The sequence below is a fragment of the Pseudoduganella sp. R-34 genome (assembly GCF_049904655.1).
Taxonomy (GTDB): Bacteria; Pseudomonadota; Gammaproteobacteria; order Burkholderiales; family Burkholderiaceae_D; genus Rugamonas.
The window spans coordinates 2566446-2585332 of sequence record NZ_CP184572.1 but is presented as its reverse complement, the minus strand read 5'-3'; the positions used below and the strand labels follow the sequence as shown (position 1 = coordinate 2585332).

Here is an 18887-nt window from a genome sequence, read left to right as displayed (position 1 = left end):
CTGGATCAATTTGCGGGGTTCATGATCTGTAAGGGCGCTAGCTGCGCGAGCAGCACCAAGTGCTCAACAGCCCTGACCTTCTTGAGGTGTGTCAAGGCCGCGGAACCGCCGAGCGCCAATGCCGGAACGAACCCGTACATCTCATCTTGTTTCAGTTGACCGAGCCTACGCAAGGCAGGAGAAAACAGGTCTGCAAAATCGTTCTCTTCGCGGTCTCGATTGCTGAAAAACAAACGCAGCGCAAAATCCAACCTATCACCCTGGAAAATCGATTCACGTGAAAAACCATAGGCTCCAGGCGCCATCACTTTTAAGGAGTCTCCGGTTCGCTCACCCCATAAATACAACTTCCCGAAAGCGCTTCGAGCGATGACGTGATACGCATCCCTTTCCATGAACGGCGTGTCGCCGATCCATGCTTCCAACACCGGCTCGTACTCTTGAGGATCGACGGTCCAGAATAAGCCATCGGCATAACCACACCAGCCATGCTCGTCCCAGAAAGCCAAAAGTTGGTCAGGGAGCTTTCCCTGGAAGCGTGCGAGGCTTGATGGCGGAGCACGGCGTTTGCTTATCGCCGGCCCCATATTTTCAAGGAAGTACTCGAAGTCTTCATTCACGAAATCAGCCTCAAAGGGGCGAGCTGCGCAAGTAATACCAAGTGCTCGACAGCCTTTACCTTCCTTAGATTCTTCAACATCGAAGCCCCTCCCAGCGCCAACGCTGGCGAGAAACCATACATTTCATCGTGGTTCAAATGCCCCAACTTTTCCAATGCGTGGAGAAACATGCCCGCGAAGTCATTCTCCTCGCGATCTCGCACGCTGAAGAACGCACGCACACCGAGCTCCAGCTCATCCTCTTCAAAGACCGGATCAACGGGAAGGCAATAAGAACCGGGCGCAAACAACCGGAGGGACTCGCCAGTACGCTCGCCCCAAAAGTACAGCTCACCAAATGCACTCCGCGCGATGATGTGATACGCATCCTGCGCCATGAAGCCTGTACCGGCGATCCACGCCTCCAGGACCGGTTGATACTCAGACGGATCAACGGTCCAGAACAAGCCGTCAGCATAGCCACACCAGCCATGCTCTTCCCAATACGCCAGCAATTGATCAGGGAGTTTTCCTCGAAAGCGTTCGACACTCTGCGCTGGGACGCAACGCTTGTGCACTGCCGGTCCCATTTTTTCAAGAAAGAACTCGAAATGTTCGTCCGTCATTTTAGAAATCAGCAAGCGAATGCGGCGTCATCACTTCCAATGGGGCGAGCTGTGCGAGGAACACCAAATGCTCAACCGCTTTAACCTTCTTGAGGTGTGACAAGGGTGCAGGACCGCCGAGCGCCAATGCCGGAACGAATCCATACATTTCATCGTGCTTCAATTGACCCAGTTTTTTTCGGGCGCCGGAGAACATGTCATCAAAATCGTTCTCATTGCGATCACGCACGCCGAAGAACGTGCGAAGGCCGAGGTTTATATCCCCGTTCTGGAAAATTGATTCGTGAGGAAAGCAGTAAGTGCCCGGAGCGAACACAGTTAGCGAGTCGCAGGTACGTTCGCCCCAGAAGTACAACCCACCGAAGGCGCTTCGCGCAATGATGTGATAAGCATCCCTCTCGATGAACTCGGTATCGCCAATCCATGCGTCCAGCACAGGCTCATACTCTTGGGGATCGACCGTCCAGAAAAGCCCGTCTGCATAACCGCACCAGCCGTGCTCCTCCCAGTAAGCCAACAACTGGCTGGGGAGCTTACCGCGGAATCGTTCAATGCTCGATGGCGGAACGGGCCGCTTATCAATCGCCGGCCCCATCTCCTCCAGAAATAATTCGAAATGTTCGTCCATTGCATCAACAATCAATTAGGGCGGGGTCATTACTTCTAATAGCGCAAGTTGGGCTAGTAAGACCAAGTGCTCGACGGCTTTCACCTTTTGAAGATGCGACAGTTCCGATGGGCCGCCCAGCGCCAATGCAGGAACGAAGCCGTACATCTCATCATGCTTCAATTGTCCTAGCTTCTCCCTCGCTGGAGAGAAAAGGCCCTCCATATCATTTTCTTCACGATCCCGTTTGCTGAAAAACATGCGAAGGCCAAGTTCGAGTCTGCCATTCTGAAAGCGCGATTGACGAGGGAAACAATACGCTCCAGGCGCTATCACTTTCAGAGAGTCTCCGGTACGTTCTCCCCAAAAATACAGCTTCCCAAACGCACTGCGCGCGATGATGTGATACGCGTCCTTCTCCATAAATGGCGTGTCGCCGATCCATGCTTCCAACACCGGCTCATACTCTTGGGGGTCGACGGTCCAGAACAATCCGTCGGCGTATCCACACCAGCCATGCTGTTCCCAATAGGCCAATAGCTGCTCGGGGAGCTTTCCTCGGAAGCGTGCCATGCTCGCTGTTGAGACACGCCGCCGCTCAATCGCCGGTCCCATCTGTGCCAGGAAAAATTCAAAGTCGTCATCCATCACTTTATTGTTCGGTCGCTGTGCCCGCAATCAGCTAAGGTGGGGTCATTACTTCCAATGGCGCGAGTTGGGCCAGCAGCACCAAGTGCTCGACAGCCTTAACCTTTTGGAGATGCGACAATTCCGACGGGCCACCCAGCGCTAATGCGGGGACGAAACCATACATTTCATCGTGTTTTAGCGGCCCGAGTTTTTCTGAGGCCGGCACAAATAAGTCAGCAAAATCATTTTCTTCACGATCTCGCTTGCTGAAGAAGACGCGCATGCCGCGTTCCATATCTCCGTGCTGGAATGCCGATTCACGAGGAAAACAATAGGAGCCCGGCGCAAAGACTTTCAATGAGTCGCAAGTACGTTCGCCCCAAAAATACAGCTCACCAAAAGCGCCACGCGCAATAATGTGATAAGCGTCCTTTTCCATGAATGGGCTGTCACCAATCCAGGCTTCCAGTACGGGCTCGTACTCTTGAGGATCTACGGTCCAGAAGAGACCATCCGCGTAACCACACCATCCATGGTCCTCCCAATATGCCAACAATTGTTCAGGGAGTTTTCCTCGAAAGCGTTCGATGCTCAGCGCTGGGACGCAACGCTTGTGCACGGCAGGCCCCATTTTTTTCAAGAAGAACTCGAAGTATTCGTCCATCACTTTAGAAATCAGTAAGCGTAGGCGATCTCATCACTTCCAATGGGGCGAGTTGAGCAAGAAGAACCAAGTGCTCGACGGCTTTTACTTTTTGAAGATGCGGCAGTTCCGATGGGCCTCCGAGCGCCAGCGCAGGAACGAAACCATACATTTCATCGTGCTTCAACTGGCCTAATTTCTTCAACGCTGGCGAGAACATTTCAGCAAAGTCGTTGTCCTTTCGTTTCCGCATGCCGAAAAAAACTCGCATACCAAACTCTAGCTCATGCTCCTGAAAAGCTGGTTCGGTAGGAAAGCAGTACGACCCTGGCGCAAATAACGTCAGCGTGTTGCCCGTTTGTTCGCCCCAGAAGTAGAGCTCACCGAAGGCGCTCCGCGCAATGACGTGATACGCATCCCTTTCCATGAGGGGCGTTTCACCGATCCATGCCTCGAGAACAGGCTCGTACTCTTGCGGATCGACGGTCCAGAATAAACCCTCTGCATAACCACACCAGCCATGTTCTTCCCAATACGCCAGCAATTGATCAGGGAGTTTTCCTCGAAAGCGAGCAATGCTTGATGGTGGAACATGGCGCTTATTCATCACCGGCCCCATTTTCTCAAGGAAGTACTCAAAGTCTTCATCCATAATTTATTCCCTTATTTGCATCGTTCGAGCTTTACATTCATTTTGGCAACGGTGCGTTGCGAGATTGGCACTTCTTTTGCTGCGTCATCAAGTGTTCCAACTCGGCTTCGCCATTGAGAACCGATGCGCGAGTTAATATTGCGATCACCGAAATCGCTGATAACATCCCGTCCAGCTACGACCATGTCGGGGTTATGTAAGGCTGCCAACGCCTTCATTCTAGTTGCTGCTTCTTGCATGGCCTTAGTTTCAGCATCGCCTACCGACAATCCAATTTTGCGGAATTGGATGGTAAGTGCTTCCACAAGTCTCCTTTCGTACCCCTCACGAGCCTGTTTCGCCACTTTGGGATCACGAATTGCATCTTTGGCAGTGAACGCCTTGCGGCCTTCCATGTATTCCTCGACAGTCATTGCGTTCAAACCCGCTTCCTGCCCCGCCAGTTGGCGGTCAAATTCGGGAAGGCTTCCTTGCGGCAGGTCATTCGGCTTGAAACACGGAACCTTCTTTTGAGGCATACCTGCCGGGCGCCGTGGTTCCGGCTCCTCAGTTGGACGTTTTCGTTTCGGCGGCGCAGGTGCAGGTTCCTCCAGCGCGCTCGCTGCATTTTTGCGGCGTGATTGTAAGGCCGGATGCCGGCTCAACTTCTCTTCATTTTCCTCGATCCAGCGCGCCACTTTTGGTCCCAGGCGCGGGCTCTCACGGACTTCTTTCAACGCCAGGGCTTTGTTACCTTTTCCCCGCGAGAAGTAGGCCATCAGCGCCATCAGGATGGCCATGATCATGATCACGTGGCCGTTGGCGAACTCAAAGGCTGCGTGGCGTACGTTTCCTTGTTCCGGCCCGGCTAGCGCGTAACTGCAGGTTCGCTCACCCCGCGGCGGCGGCCCCCAGGCTTCACGGAAACCACGTTCATAGTGCTCCATGGCTTCGGGAATTGCCGTCACCATGCCTTCAATCAGCGATTTCAGTCCCAAGAGCGCCATCACCCAGGCGCCGACTTGTGAGCCCACCGCCGCGCCGGCTGCAGCACCCGGCAAAGCTCCGACTCCACCAAAGAACGCGCCGCCGACAGCGCCGACCGTGGCGCCGGCGACAACCGAGCCGCCATAGTACAGGGCCATGTCTTTACAGACTTCGATGAGAACGTGCCAGATGGACGAAAGGTCGATGCCCGACAGTTGCTGGACAATGATCCTTCTGGCCATGTCACCCGACTGCTCCAGCGCGCGCTGGACGCGCTCGACGCGTGAGCTCTGGCTTGCGAAATTGCCGATGCCGAATGGGAGCGCGGGGCTGATGGCCCGTCCCATGCTGTCGAAAACCGAACCCGTGCCATGCCCCTTGCTGACCTGGCGCTCCCGTTTTTCAAGTTCAGACCATATGCGCGACGATTGGTTAAGCAAATTGCTACCCTCTGGCGTTGCTCAATTGGAAAACCGGTAGGATAGCAAAATAATTAAATTTTCGATAAGTTCTGCAGTGCGCAGGTTGAACGACACAATGAATAACTTCCTGCCGCGATAAGCTAGCAGTCCTGGGGCTTGATGGCAGCGAAGCGGCAGTCCAATGGGCGGAAGAAATCACGCGAGGTGCCGTAAGCTTTGTTATAGCGATTGAAGATACGGTCGATGTCGCCGGATTTGTACAGGGCCGCGATGCCGCGCTCGAAGCTTTCACGCATTTCGACCGTTCGGAAGGCAAACCAATATTCATTCGGCTTGCCGAGGATGTCGTGATACACCAGGTCGAAATCGCCATCGCGCAGGTAGGACTGCCGGTCCAGGTAGAAGTTGAAAATATCCTTCTGCGAGATCACTACGTCCACCTGCTTCAGCACCAGCAGCGGTGATTGCAGCGTCAAGGGTTCTGAGTAGCGAGCATTGCCCTGCACTGCGTCGCGGTAGGCCTGGCCTAGCATGCGGCTGGCGCCATTGAAGGCGGTCACGCGGTAGTGCGACAGGTCGGCGACCGAATCGAGCCGCGGCAAGTTGGCGCGCCGGGTGATCGCAAGGTTGTGGAAGCTGGTTATCGGCCAGCGGCTCATCACGCCTGGCAGCGTCATCCCTGGCTTGGCACTGGTCGTTACGTCGACTACGCCCTTGCGCAGGGCTTCCTCGGTTCGCTTCTGCGGCAGGTAGAGGAAATCCGCTGCGATGCCTTGCGTTGCCATGGCGTCTCGCAGCACATCGACCATCAGGCCGCTGTGGCGGTCGGGCATGACAAAGGGGGCAATGTCGTCCTGCAGGCCGAACCTGATGCGCGCCGGCTCTGCAGCCTGCGCGGAGCAGGAAACCAGCATGGCCAGGAGGGCGGCGCGCAACATGGTCAGCCTGCCGCGGCGATACGTTCTGGCGGCGCCCAGTTCTGCACCAGGGCCTCTTCGAACTCCTCGGCCGGCAGGGGGCGCGAGAACAGGTAGCCCTGTACTTCGTCGCAGCCGGAATCCTTGAGGAAGGCCAGTTGTTCCGGCGTTTCCACACCCTCGGCAATCACCTTGTGCTTCAGTTGCTGGGCAATGCTGATGATGGTGCTGGCAATGGCGCAGTCGTTGGTGTCGACCGGAATGCCGGTGGTGAAGGAGCGGTCGATCTTCAAGGTATCGATCGGGAATCGCTTCAGGTAGGACAGGCTGGAATAGCCGGTGCCGAAGTCGTCCAGCGACAAGGTGATGCCGGCCGCTGTCAGGCGATCCATGATGCCGATCACGCGCTCGATATTGTGCATCAGGGTGGATTCGGTGATTTCCAGTTCCAGCCAGGATGGTTCGAGGCCGTAGCGCTGCAGCGTTTCCATCACACGGCCTGGCAACGCGGAAGTGAACTCGCGCGCAGAGACATTGACTGCCAGGCGAATCGGCGGCAAGCCTTTCTCCTTCCATGCCTGCGCCTGCGCGCAAGCAGCTTCCAGCACCCATTCGCCGACTTGCACCACCAGGCCGGTCGCTTCCGCCAGCGGGATGAATTCGGCCGGCGGCACCAGGCCGCGCTCGGGGTGCTTCCAGCGCACCAGCGCTTCGGCGCCGATGATCTTGCCGCTGCTGATTTCGAACTTGGGCTGGTAGTGCAGCAGCAGCTGCCCATTGCCCAGCGCCTGGCGCAAGCCGGATTCGATGCGCATGCGCTCTTGCATGCCCTTGTTCATGTCCTGGCTGTAGAAGGCGATATGCTCGCCGTCGGTCGAAGCATTCTGCTTGGCGCGATACATGGCGATATCGGCCAGGCGCAGCAGGGTTTCCGCGTCGTTGCCATCCTGCGGGTAGACGCTGATGCCGATCGAGGCGCTGACGCGCAAGTCATGGCCATCGATCAGGAAAGGCTCGTTCAGCGCCGACAGCAGCTTGTTTGCCACCATGCTTGCTTCGTAATGCTGGTGGATGTCGAACAGGCCAACCGCGAATTCGTCGCCGGACAGCCGCGCCACCACGTCCTGGTCGCGCAGGGCCAGGCGGAAGCGCTGCGAAATTTCGCGCAGCAGCGCGTCGCCCACGGCGCGGCCCAGGGTGTCGTTGATCAGCTTGAAGCGGTTCAGGTCGATGAACATCACGCAGCCGTGCGCCTTGCTGCGCTGGGCCACGATCAAGGCCTGGTCGACCAGCTTGGTCAGCAGCGAACGGTTCGGCAGGTTGGTCAGCGCATCGTAGTATGCGAGGTGGTGGATGCGCTCCTCCGCCCGCTTGCGCTCCGTGATGTCGGTCAGGTAGGCGATCAGGCCGATCGAGCGGTCTTCCATATCGCATAGCTGCGACAGCGACAGGCTGGCCCAGAATACTTCGCCGTTCTTTTTCTTGCGGCGCACTTCCATCAGGCGGCCGCCCTGCTCCAGGAATGCATCGCCGAGGTCTTCGTCTTCGTCGTCGTAGAGGAAGATGATGTTGCGGCCGACCGCTTCCACCGCCGAATAGCCGAACAGGCGCTCGGCGCCCTTGTTCCAGCTTGTGATGAAGCCGTTCGGGTCCATGGTCAGTACCGACTCGTGGATCTGGTCCAGGATCTGCGTCTGGTGCTGCAGGCGCGCTTCCACCTGCACATAGGCGTGGGTGGTGCGCTGCGCTACCGAATGCACTTGCAGTATGCTGGCGGCCAGGCTGGCGAGGCTGGCGAGATTCTGCCGGTTGGCGTCGGTATAGGATGCGAGACCGGATACTTCAAAGCGGCCGAAATACTGGCTGTCGAACTGGATCAGCTGCGACAAGCCGCTTTCCCATCCCGGCAGGCCGGTGGCCGGCGTCATGTCGCGCGGCACGTAGCGGCCGTGCGGGCTGCCGGTGACCTCGCGCGCGACGCGGCCAAGCTCCTCCACCAGCGCGTGCCCGCGCAGGCGCAGCACGGCATCGCACACGGCGGCGCTGCTGGCGAGGAAATTGGCAACCGGTTGCGCGGGCATGCTCACACGTTCCTGCTGACCTGGAGCGCCCAATGGTAGGCCTGCAACAGGCTGCGCCAATAGGTCTCATTGTCGATGCCGACGTCGCGCAGCGCGCTCGCCTGCGGTTCGTGCATTTCCACCAGCGCCAGCATCTCACCCAGTTCGCCAGTGCGGTCCAGCAGGGCAGCAACGACGTCCAGGTCGAGGTTCAGTGCCGATACGATGTCGGTCATGGGCATTGCCAGCAATACGTCGAGCAGCGAGAACACGCCGACCAGGAACGCCATGTCCTGCTCATCGCGGTCGCCTTCGCGCAGCTTGCACAGGGCTTCCATTTGCGCGGCGCGCAGGGCAGCCAGCGGCAGCAGGGCATTGGCCGGGCCGTCCGCTTGCTGGCGCGCGTACAGCAGCAGTTGCAGCCAGCGTTGCAGTTGGCGGCGGCCCAGCAGGTTGATGGCCTGCCCGAAATTGTGGATAGGGTTGCTGTTCGGCGCGAAGGCGGCTGAATTGACCAGCTTGAGCAACTGGAAGGACAGCGCCGGGTCCTGTTTCAGCAGGATTTCCAGCTCGCGCGAATCGGCGTCCCGGGCCAGCAGGCCAAGCAGGGCAAGCAAGCGTTTGCGGGTGGTGCCGTCGCCTTGCGCCGCTTCATGCTGCTGCGCGCGCGGCAGTTCGCTGCGGAGACAGGCCTGGGCCGGTGCGACGCCCGCTTCACCATCGGCCAGCAAGCGCAGTCCGCGCTCGGCCAGTTGCTTGCAACGCTGCTGCACTGCGCTGTCGGCCATCTGCGCGGCGGAGACGGTGAATACGATGCGTGCGAGCGGCAGGCCATCGAGCCGGCTGGCCTCGATGGCAAGCGGATCGGCGAGGGGAATGTAGTAATCGAGCGAACCCAGTGCTTCGGATTCAGGACAGCCAAGGAGCAATTGCAGCGCGGGCAGCGAAGCCGCTGCCGGCATTTGAAACGCCAGTCCTGCCCAGTGGTTTTGGGTATCCAGGACAGGCTTGATTCCCACCAGCGGAAACGAATTCGGATCTGACGCAGACATCGGAATCTCGGTGTGGCAATACGAACAATGGTAAATGGTTTATTGATGTAAAGCAACCATTGAGCGCCCGCTGACACCCTGTGTTACAAGACTCCGGGAATATAACAGAAATTGCTGAAAAGTCAGCTTTTTGGGGATAGAGGGAGCAATCGAATTGCCGGATTGTACCTGCAACGATACATTCCTGAGCTATTTAGCAATTTCTATTTGTCGAATTGTGCGTGTTGTACCGCAAACTTGATCAATTCTGCCTGTCCCTCGATGCCGAGCTTGCGCTTGATATTGAGGCGGTGGGTTTCCACCGTGCGCACGCTGAGGTCCAGCTCGCGCGCGATATGCTTGTTCGATTCTCCATTGGCGAGGTGGCGCAGCACTTCCGCTTCGCGGGTGGTGAGATGGTTGTCCTGCGCCATGGGCTTGGCCAGCTGCTGCGCCAGGTTGGCGCTGTAGTAGATGCCGCCGGCCATCACGGTTTCGATGGCGACCACGATATCCTTGCCCGGCGCGTCTTTCAGCACGTAGCCGCGGGCGCCTGCCTGGATGGCCTGGGTCACGTATTCCAGCTTGTCGTGCATCGACAGGATCAGCACTGCAATCGACGGGTACTGGCGCTTGAACAGGGCCGTCGCTTCGATGCCATTGGTGCCGCGCATATTGATGTCCATCAGGACCAGGTCGGGGCTGTGCAGGCCGGCAGCTTCCAGCGCCTCGGCGGCGCTGCCTGCCTCGCCTACTACTTCGAACTGGGCCATCGCTTCCAGCCGCGCGCGCAGGCCGTCGCGTACGAGGGGGTGGTCGTCTACCAGCAGGATCCTTGTCCGCAGCTCACTCATTTTTTGCCCTTGTTGTCTACACGCGCCAGCACCGTGGTGCCGGCTGGCGAGGACTCGATGCGGAACTGGCCGCCGATCGCTTCCATGCGCTCCATCATATTCCGTAATCCGATGCCGCGCTTCGGATGGCCGGCGATGCCCTCGGCATCGAAGCCGCTGCCATTGTCGGCAATGCGCAGCGTGACGCCTTCGGCATCGCCTTCGAGGCCGATATTGATGCTGGTCGCCGCAGCATGGCGCTCGATATTGGTCAGCGCCTCCTGCGCAATGCGGAACAGCACCGTGTTCGCCACGTCCGGCAGGCGGTCGGTGCAGCCGTTGGCGATGAAGGCCACGTCGACGCCGATGTGCTCGCGAAATTCGGCGGCCAGGTGGTCGAGCGCGGCGGCCAGGCCCAGGTCGTCCAGGATGGCGGGACGCAGGTTGTGCGAGATGCGGCGCACCTCTCCCAGCACATTGTTCAACTGCTCCGCCGTGTGTTCGAAAGCCGCCTTGGCCTTGTCCTGTTGCGCGGGGTTGCCGAGGCGGATGATGCCGGCCTCGATCTGCAGCTTGATCGACACCAGCCACTGGCTGATGCCGTCGTGCAGGTCGCGCGACAGGCGCGCCCTCTCCTCTTCCTGCGATTCGACCACGCGCTGCGCCAGCACCTTGAGCTTGGCATCGGCGACGCGGTATTCGCGGATATTCAGCGCCAGGCCCGATACGCCGACCGCTACCAGGGCCAGCGCCGCAATCGCCGCCATCCACAGCAGGGTATTGCGGATGTTGCCGCGCTGCTGGGCGTCAACCTTGGCCAGCGCTGCATCGACGTCGTCGAGATAGATGCCGGTGCCCAGCATCCAGCCCCATTCGGGCAGCGGGATCACGTAACCAAGCTTGGGCGCCGGCTTGTGGGTGGAGGGCTTGACCCAGTTGTAGCGCTCCAGCCCTCCGCCTTCGCGGGCGCGTGCCAGCAGGCGCTGGATGGTGGGATTGCCTTCCTGGTCCTTCAGCATGAACAGGTTCTGGCCCACCAGCTCCGGCTGGCGCGGATGCATCAGCGAATTGCCCTGCATGTCGTAGACGAAGAAATAACCATCGTCACCGAAGCTCAGGGTCGACAGGATGCGTTTCGCTTCGTCCAGCGTGGCCTGGTCCTTGCGCCCGGATTTGACCAGGTGGGCAATCGAGTGATTGGCCAGGGTGACGTAGTGCTTGAGCTCCGCTTCCTTGCTGGCCAGGTAGGCCTGCTGGATGGTGTCGCGCTGCTGGCGGGCGAGCGTCGTCGCCTGGTAGCGCACCGCGACGGCGATCGCGCACAAGGCCAGGATCAGGGGCGCAATGGCCAGGAACAGGAACTTTTGCCGCAGCTTCATGCGGCGATTGTAAGCCCGCTGCCGGGCGCTTGTCCTACGTAGTTATACGGACGGCGTTTGCGTAGTGGTGCGCTTGTGACAGATATTCAATTCCTGAATACTGGCCATTCATCCTTGGAGGAGACCCCGATGAATCCCGTTATGAAGAAACTTGGCTGGGCAGCGATGTCGGTGCTCGGTGCCGGCGCCCTGGGCGTGATTGCCCTCAAGCGCGGCGAACCTGTCAGCGCCATCTGGCTGGTGATTGCAGCCGTTTGCGTGTACCTGATCGCGTACCGCTTCTACAGCCTGTTTATTGCCAAAAACGTCATGGGCCTGGAGGCCAACCGCCTGACCCCGGCCCATAAGTACAACGATGGCCTGGACTACGTGCCAACCAATAAGAACGTTCTGTTCGGCCACCACTTCGCCGCGATTGCCGGCGCCGGCCCGCTGGTCGGCCCCGTGCTGGCGGCGCAGATGGGCTACCTGCCCGGCATGCTGTGGATCCTGGCCGGCGTGGTGTTCGCCGGCGCGGTGCAGGACTTCATGGTGCTGTTCATTTCCACCCGCCGCGATGGCCGCTCGCTCGGCGACCTGATCAAGTCCGAACTGGGCCCGATCCCGGGCAATATCGCGCTGCTGGGCACCTTCATGATCATGGTGATCATCCTGGCCGTGCTGGCGCTGATCGTGGTGAAGGCGCTGGCGCACTCGCCATGGGGCTCCTTCACCGTGATGGCGACCATCCCGATTGCGCTGTTCATGGGCGTCTACTCCCGCTATATCCGCGTCGGCCGCGTCGGCGAAGTGTCGCTGATCGGCTTCGTGCTGCTGATGCTGGCCATCTTCGGCGGCCAGTGGGTGCAGGAAAACCCTGCCCTCGCGCCGATGTTCACCTTCTCCGGCACTGAACTGACCTGGATGCTGATCGGCTATGGCTTCATCGCTTCCGTGCTGCCGGTGTGGCTGCTGCTGGCGCCGCGCGACTACCTGTCCACCTTCCTGAAGATTGGCACCATTGTCGGCCTGGCGCTGGGCATCCTGATCGTGGCGCCGATGCTGCAGATGCCGTCGATCACCAAGTTCATCGACGGCACCGGCCCTGTATGGTCCGGCAACCTGTTCCCCTTCCTGTTCATCACCATCGCCTGCGGCGCCGTGTCCGGCTTCCACGCGCTGATCTCCTCCGGCACCACGCCGAAGATGATCGAGAACGAAACCCACGCCCGCTTCATCGGCTACGGTGCGATGCTGATGGAATCCTTCGTCGCCATCATGGCGCTGGTGGCCGCTTCGACCATCGAGCCAGGCGTGTACTTCGCGATGAACAGCCCGGCCGCACTGCTCGGCACCACCGCCGAATCTGCAGCGCAGGCGATTTCCCAATGGGGCTTCTACGTCACGCCTGAAATGCTGACGCAGACCGCCAAGGACGTGGGCGAATCCACCATCATCTCCCGCGCCGGCGGCGCACCGACCCTGGCGGTGGGCATGGCGCACATCCTGTCCAACGTGGTGGGCGGCAAGGCCATGATGGCGTTCTGGTACCACTTCGCCATCCTGTTCGAAGCCCTGTTCATCCTGACCGCTGTCGATGCGGGCACCCGCGCCGGCCGCTTCATGCTGCAGGATTTGCTGGGCTCCTTCGCACCGTCGCTGAAACGCACCGACTCCGTGTTCGCCAGCCTGCTGGCCACCGGCCTGTGCGTGGCTGCCTGGGGTTACTTCCTGTACCAGGGCGTGGTCGATCCGCTGGGCGGCATCAACACCCTGTGGCCGCTGTTCGGCATCGCCAACCAGATGCTGGCCGCGATTGCGCTGATCCTGGCGACCTGCGTGCTGTTCAAGATGAAGCGCGCCAAATACGCCTGGGTCACCATCCTGCCGACCATCTGGCTGCTGCTGTGCACCCTGACCGCCGGCTGGCAGAAGATCTTCGACGCCAATCCGAAGATCGGCTTCATGGCCCACGCCGCGAAATACCAGGCGGCCCTGACGGACGGCAAAGTGCTGGCCCCGGCCAAGTCGATCGAGCAGATGCAGCAGGTCATCTTCAACGACTACCTCGATGCAGGCCTGGCAGCCTTCTTCATGATCGTCGTGGTCAGCGTACTGGTATTTGGCGTGCGCACCGCGCTGGCTGCCTGGAACGCCAGCCGCCCGACCCACAACGAAGCCCCGGCCCAATACGCCGCCGCGGCCAAGTAAAGCCATGCTCGGCGAAATCGTCAAGGCAGGCCGCTACCTCGGACAGAGCATGCGGCTGATGTGCGGCCTGCCGGAATACGACACCTACGTCGCCCATCGCGAGACCACCCACCCGGGTGAGCCCGTGATGAGCTACGAGGAATTCTTCCGCGAACGCCAGGAAGCGCGCTACGGCGGCGCCGGCAAGCGGGGTGGCTGCTGCTAGTAACTGGAAGTTAGAGCCAGATCAAAGTGTCGAAATTCTTAGCATTTATTCTTTGCCCGATGGAATCGTCCTTCGGCGGCGAAAATGCTCAATTTCGAACGGTCCGGCCTAAGCCAGAAACTGACCATCATCTCGGTGCTCACCACCGGCAGCGCCCTGCTGCTGGTGTTCGTGGCATTCGCCGTCGCGTCCATCCTTTCCCACACCAGCGAGGAGCGCAAGCAGCTAACCTCGCTGGCTGATGTCATCGGCGCCAACAGCGTCTCTTCCCTGCTTTATGCCGACCGGCCGACTGCCGAACAGGCCCTGGCCGCGCTGGCGGTCAAGAGCGACATCACGCGCGCCGCCCTGTTCGACCGGGACGGCAGGCTGTTTGCCTCCTACCCTGCCCAGCGCGAACCGGCGCCCATTGCGCTGGATGCGCCGCGCTTGCGGCAACTGGCGTCGGGCGAACTGGCCGAGCGTGACGGGCCGCCGTGGGCGCCGCTGCTGCGGCTTTACCGGCCGGTGCGGGTGCGCCAGCATGTGATCGGGGCGGTGATGATCGAGGCCGGCCAGGCTTCGCTGTGGCTTGGCATCCTGCGCAACCTTGGCATTACGGCGGCGGCCACCGTTTCCTCCTTCGGGCTGGCCCTGGTGCTGTCGGCGCGCTTTCGCGAAGGCATTGCGGCGCCCATTGCGCAGCTGATCGCGGCGGCGGACAAGGTGAGCAGCAGCCAGACCTACGCCCAGGTGCAGCACCAGCGCAGCGATGAACTGGGCACGCTGATCGACAGCTTCAACGGCATGCTGGCGCAGATCGAGAGCCGCGACACCAAGCTGGCGCAGTACCGCGGCGAACTGGAACGCCAGGTCAGCATCCGCACTGCGCAACTGGAAAAAGCCAAGGATTCGGCGGAAGCGGCCAGCCAGGCCAAGAGCGCGTTCCTGGCCAATATGTCGCACGAAATCCGCACGCCGATGAACGGGGTGCTGGGCATGGCCGAGCTGCTGGCGGCGACCGAGCTGACCGAGACCCAGCGCCACTACACCAGCATGGTGCGTCGCTCGGGAGAGCACCTGCTGGTGATCATCAACGACATCCTCGACTTTTCCAAGGTTGAAGCGGGCAAGCTGACCGTCGAATACATCAACTTCAACCTGCGCGAACTCCTTGACGATATCGAGAACGTGTTTGCGCCGCAGGCCCAGGCCAAGGGCATCGAGATGGAGTTTGCTGTGGCGAACAATATTCCGCTGGCGATCTGCGGCGACCCAAACCGGCTGCGGCAGGTGATCGTCAACCTGCTGGGCAACGCGGTCAAGTTCACCGACCAGGGACGGATCAAGGTGGCGGTTCGCGTGGCGGAGGAAGACGCGCAATCGGCGCGCCTGCGCATAGAAGTGCAAGATACCGGCATCGGCGTTTCACGCGAGGCGCGGGCCCACATTTTCGACTCGTTCTCGCAGGGCGATGGCTCGACTACCCGCAAGCATGGCGGTACCGGGCTGGGATTGGCGATTTCCAAGCAGCTGGTGGAGTTGATGGGAGGCTCGATCGGCGTCGACAACGCGCTGGGACGCGGTTCGGTGTTCTGGTTCACCGTGCAATTCGACAAGCGGCGCGTGGACGCGGATGATGCAGGCTTCCAGCAAAAACCGACCAAGGGCTTGCGCGCGCTGGTGGTCGATCGCCAGGCCGAGAGCGCGCTGGCGCTCCAGCGCCTGCTGGGCCGCTGGCACTTGCAGGGGCATTGCGCACCAAGCGCCGCCGATGCCTTGCGCGAGCTGCACGCGGCGGCCGCACGGGGGACGCCCTACGACGTGGCGCTGCTTGACATGGGGCTGGACGATATCGGCGGGCTGGCGCTGGCGGCCGAGATCAAGGCCGATCCCGACATTTCGGGCATCCGCCTGATCTTGCTGGCCTCCGAGCGCAATGCAGCGGACCAGGTGCAGCGCCGTGCCGCCGGCGTGGCGTTCCAGCTTATCAAGCCGGTGCGCGAGCCGGACCTGTACGACTGCATCGTGACGCCGGTGCGGGCCAATGAAGGCGTGGGCGCTGCTGCGCACGGCGGCGCATCGCAGTCCCAGGCCTCGCTGCGTCCTCGCCTCGGCCAACGCCCGCGCGCCCTGCTGGCGGAAGATAATCCCGTCAATGTGGAAGTGGCGTCGGCCATGCTGCGCGGCCTGGGCATGGAAGTGGCCTGCGCTGCCAACGGCGAGGAGGCGCTGGCGGCCGTGCGGGCGGGCGACTACGACCTGGTGCTGATGGACTGCATGATGCCGGTGATGGACGGCATGGCCGCCACCGCCGAAATCCGCCGGCTGGAGCAGCAGCGCGGCCGCGCACGCGCCACGCCTATCGTCGCCATCACCGCCAACGCCCTGCAAGGGGACCGTGAACGCTGCCTTGCGGCGGGGATGGACGATTACATCAGCAAGCCGTTCTCGCAACAGGCCCTGGCCGATACGCTTGGCCGGTGGATCGCCCTGCCCCGCCCGGCGCCTGCCGCATTGCCGGCCACGGCCCCGGACAGCCGCGCCTCCGCCAGCGCGCTATCCGTAGCTCTCGCAGTGCGCGCCGCGTCCGGCCAGGCACCACCAGCAAGCGCCGTCGGCAACCACAAGGCGCACGCCCCGCCCCCAGCCGAGCCAGCCGATGCAGGCCATGTGCGCCCCCCCCTGCAAGCCATGCCCGCAGCCATCAACCCGCTCGCGCTTGACGCCATCCGCGCCCTCAGCGCAGGGCAAGGAGAGGCATTGCTGCAGCGCGTGCTGGCCACCTTCCTGCAAGACACGCCCCGCCAGCTCGCAGCCTTGCACGAAGCGGTCGCAGAAAGCGACCCAAACACCATCCGCAAGACCGCCCACAGCCTGAAATCGAGCAGCGCCAACGTCGGCGCCGATACGCTGGCCCGGCTGTTCCGCGACCTGGAACAGCTTGCCCGCACCGGCCAGACCGATGGTGCGGCAGACCTGATAGCGCAACTGGAGCGCGAATTCCAGTCAGTCCGGCATTCGCTCAGCCTCATTCTGCCGAAGGGAGCATGAAATCATGGCAGCGCTCTATTCACCCAAACGCGGCACCGTGCTGGTGGCGGACGACGATCCCGTCATGCGCCTGTTGATGCTTGAAATGCTGGCCCAGGTCGGGCTCGACGCCGTGGAAGCGAGCGATGGCCGTGCGGCCATCGCCAGCTTCCGCGACAACGCGCCAGACCTGGTGCTGCTCGACGTCGACATGCCGCTGCTCGACGGCTTTTCCGTCTGCCGCGCCATCCGCAAGCTGGAAAGCTCATCGCACGTTCCCGTCATCATGGTCACCGGCGGCGACGACCTGGGCGCAGTCACGCAAGCCTATGAAGCCGGCGCCACCGACTTCGTCTCCAAGCCGATCAACTGGCCCATCCTCGGGCACCGCGTGCTCTATGTGCTGCGCGCCAGCGATGCCATCGCCCGCCTGCGCATTGCCGACGCCCACAACCGCGCCGTGCTGGCCGCGATCCCCGACACCTTCTTCCGCCTCAGCGCCGACGGCTACTACCTCGATTACGAAGAAGGCCATGAGCCTGGGGCCGATTTCGCCAGCCGCGAATGCGTGGGGCGCCACATCCGCGACGTGCTGCCCGCCCCGATCGCAAGCCGCATGCTGGATCAACTGTCGGCCGTGCTGCATTCCACTTCCGTGCACTCGGTCGATTACGAATTGACGCGCGACGGCGTCAGCCACCACTTTGAAGCGCGTTTGGTCGGCACAGCCTCGGGCGAGGTCCTCGGCCTGGTGCGCGACATCAGTGAGCGCAAACGCACCGAAGAACAGATCCGCAAGCTGGCCTATTGCGATAGCCTGACCGGCATCCCGAATCGCCAGGCATTCCTCGAGACGCTGGAGCGCGAGCTGGAGCGCTCGCAGCGCGAACAGCGCAAGTTCGCCATCCTGTTCATGGACCTGGACTCCTTCAAGCGCATCAACGATACGCTGGGCCATAATGTCGGCGACCTGCTGCTGCAGATCGTCACCGAGCGCCTGCGCGAAACCATACGCCCCAGCGACCACTTGAGCAGCCTGGCCCGCCTGGGCGGCGATGAATTCACGATCCTGCTGCCCGATATCGAGCGCGTGGACGACGCCCTGGCCGTCGCCCATCGCGTGAAGGACGCCATGCGCCGCCCCTTCAACCTGGACGGCCATGAAATCTTCGTCACCGCCAGTATCGGCATTTCGCTCTACCCGGAAGACGGCGAAGACTGCACCTCGCTGCTCAAGTTCGCCGACACCGCCATGTACCACGCCAAGAACTGCGGCAAGAACAACGCCAAGCTATACAGCTCCTCGCTCACGATGCAGATCATGAGCCACGTCAAGCTGGAGGTGGGCTTGCGCAAGGCCTTGCAGAACAACGAGCTTTACCTGCTGTACCAACCCCAGGTCGACGTGCCCACCACGCGCATCGTCGGCGTGGAAGCGCTGATACGCTGGCGCCATCCGGAACACGGCATCATCCCTCCCACGGAGTTCATTCCGCTTGCGGAGGAGACTGGCCTGATCGTGCCGATCGGCGAATGGGTGTTGCGCACAGCCTGCTGGCAGGCCCGCGCCTGGCAGCGCGAATGCGATCGTCCTGTCCGCATGGCAGTCAACCTCTCCGCGCGCCAGTTCAAGGATGAAAACCTGGCGCAGATCGTGCTGGCGGTATTGCAGGATACCGGGCTCGATCCGGGCCTGCTGGAGCTGGAGCTGACCGAGGGCACATTGATGGACAACGCCCTCGCCACGCTGGCCACGCTGGAACAGTTGCGCGGCATCGGCGTATTCCTGTCGATCGACGATTTCGGCACCGGCTATTCGTCCATGAGCTACCTGAAACGTTTCGACGTGCGCGCCCTGAAGATCGACAAGAGCTTCATCAGCGGACTGCCGCAGGACAGCGAAAACGCCGCCATCACGCGCGCCATCATCGCCATGGCGCACGGCCTGAAGATGATCGTGGTGGCCGAAGGCGTCGAAACGCCCGAACAGCTCGACCTGCTGAAGCACTACGGTTGCGACATGGCCCAGGGTTACCTGCTCGGCCGCCCCGCCCCGCAGGAAGCCATCAGCCAGATGCTGGGCGCATGCCCGACGGGCATCGCGTCAACTTGACA

The 18887-nt window shown here is 61.2% G+C and carries 16 protein-coding genes; 4 read left to right on the top strand and 12 right to left on the bottom strand.

Annotated elements, in window-relative coordinates:
* Positions 1 to 5: 5 nt before the first annotated feature.
* The 12 genes from ACN9MW_RS11905 to ACN9MW_RS11850 form a co-directional block, all read right to left on the bottom strand.
* Positions 6 to 620: a GAD-like domain-containing protein gene (locus ACN9MW_RS11905; protein ID WP_426170933.1), complete on the bottom strand. Its 615-nt coding sequence runs from the start codon at positions 618 to 620 to the stop codon at positions 6 to 8.
* Entirely contained in the window at positions 617 to 1225 is a 609-nt protein-coding gene (locus ACN9MW_RS11900) for a GAD-like domain-containing protein (RefSeq protein WP_426170932.1), read from the bottom strand. The genes ACN9MW_RS11905 and ACN9MW_RS11900 overlap by 4 nt, the downstream gene beginning before the upstream one ends.
* A gap of 1 nt (position 1226) precedes the next feature.
* Complete coding sequence (locus tag ACN9MW_RS11895; RefSeq protein WP_426170931.1) at positions 1227 to 1853, bottom strand: GAD-like domain-containing protein; 627 nt, start codon at positions 1851 to 1853, stop codon at positions 1227 to 1229.
* Between the two features lie 15 nt (positions 1854 to 1868).
* Positions 1869 to 2480, bottom strand: coding sequence for a GAD-like domain-containing protein (locus ACN9MW_RS11890; RefSeq protein ID WP_426170929.1), 612 nt, complete (start codon positions 2478 to 2480; stop codon positions 1869 to 1871).
* Between the two features lie 34 nt (positions 2481 to 2514).
* Positions 2515 to 3126, bottom strand: a complete 612-nt coding sequence (locus ACN9MW_RS11885; protein ID WP_426172177.1) for a GAD-like domain-containing protein — start codon at positions 3124 to 3126, stop codon at positions 2515 to 2517.
* 4 nt (positions 3127 to 3130) lie between these two features.
* Positions 3131 to 3757, bottom strand: coding sequence for a GAD-like domain-containing protein (locus ACN9MW_RS11880; RefSeq protein WP_426170928.1), 627 nt, complete (start codon positions 3755 to 3757; stop codon positions 3131 to 3133).
* Positions 3758 to 3768: 11 nt separating this feature from the next.
* The gene (locus ACN9MW_RS11875) at positions 3769 to 5163 is read right to left on the bottom strand and encodes a DUF6861 domain-containing protein (protein ID WP_426170927.1); all 1395 of its coding nucleotides are present in this window, start codon (positions 5161 to 5163) and stop codon (positions 3769 to 3771) included.
* A 122-nt stretch (positions 5164 to 5285) separates the two neighbouring features.
* Positions 5286 to 6083, bottom strand: a complete 798-nt coding sequence (locus ACN9MW_RS11870) for a substrate-binding periplasmic protein (protein ID WP_426170926.1) — start codon at positions 6081 to 6083, stop codon at positions 5286 to 5288.
* A 2-nt stretch (positions 6084 to 6085) separates the two neighbouring features.
* A complete protein-coding gene (locus ACN9MW_RS11865) occupies positions 6086 to 8143 on the bottom strand; it encodes a putative bifunctional diguanylate cyclase/phosphodiesterase (RefSeq protein ID WP_426170924.1) in 2058 nt (685 codons plus the stop codon).
* A 2-nt stretch (positions 8144 to 8145) separates the two neighbouring features.
* Positions 8146 to 9084: an HDOD domain-containing protein gene (locus ACN9MW_RS11860; RefSeq protein WP_426170923.1), complete on the bottom strand. Its 939-nt coding sequence runs from the start codon at positions 9082 to 9084 to the stop codon at positions 8146 to 8148.
* Positions 9085 to 9377: 293 nt separating this feature from the next.
* Positions 9378 to 10007, bottom strand: a complete 630-nt coding sequence (locus tag ACN9MW_RS11855; RefSeq protein ID WP_426170921.1) for a response regulator — start codon at positions 10005 to 10007, stop codon at positions 9378 to 9380.
* Entirely contained in the window at positions 10004 to 11365 is a 1362-nt protein-coding gene (locus ACN9MW_RS11850; protein ID WP_426170919.1) for a cache domain-containing protein, read from the bottom strand. The genes ACN9MW_RS11855 and ACN9MW_RS11850 overlap by 4 nt, the downstream gene beginning before the upstream one ends.
* 129 nt (positions 11366 to 11494) lie before the next feature.
* Here ACN9MW_RS11850 and ACN9MW_RS11845 point away from each other — a divergent pair, with 129 nt between their 5' ends.
* The 4 genes from ACN9MW_RS11845 (at position 11495) to ACN9MW_RS11830 (ending at position 18885) form a co-directional block, all read left to right on the top strand.
* The gene (locus ACN9MW_RS11845; RefSeq protein WP_426170917.1) at positions 11495 to 13555 is read left to right on the top strand and encodes a carbon starvation CstA family protein; all 2061 of its coding nucleotides are present in this window, start codon (positions 11495 to 11497) and stop codon (positions 13553 to 13555) included.
* Positions 13556 to 13559: 4 nt separating this feature from the next.
* The gene (locus tag ACN9MW_RS11840) at positions 13560 to 13760 is read left to right on the top strand and encodes a YbdD/YjiX family protein (RefSeq protein ID WP_130313223.1); all 201 of its coding nucleotides are present in this window, start codon (positions 13560 to 13562) and stop codon (positions 13758 to 13760) included.
* A gap of 84 nt (positions 13761 to 13844) precedes the next feature.
* Positions 13845 to 16793 carry a response regulator gene (locus ACN9MW_RS11835; protein WP_426170915.1) on the top strand — a complete coding sequence of 983 codons (2949 nt, stop codon included), beginning with the start codon at positions 13845 to 13847 and terminating at the stop codon, positions 16791 to 16793.
* Between the two features lie 4 nt (positions 16794 to 16797).
* On the top strand, positions 16798 to 18885 hold the full coding sequence (locus tag ACN9MW_RS11830) for a putative bifunctional diguanylate cyclase/phosphodiesterase (RefSeq protein ID WP_426170913.1): 2088 nt from the start codon (positions 16798 to 16800) through the stop codon (positions 18883 to 18885).
* Positions 18886 to 18887 lie beyond the last annotated feature (2 nt).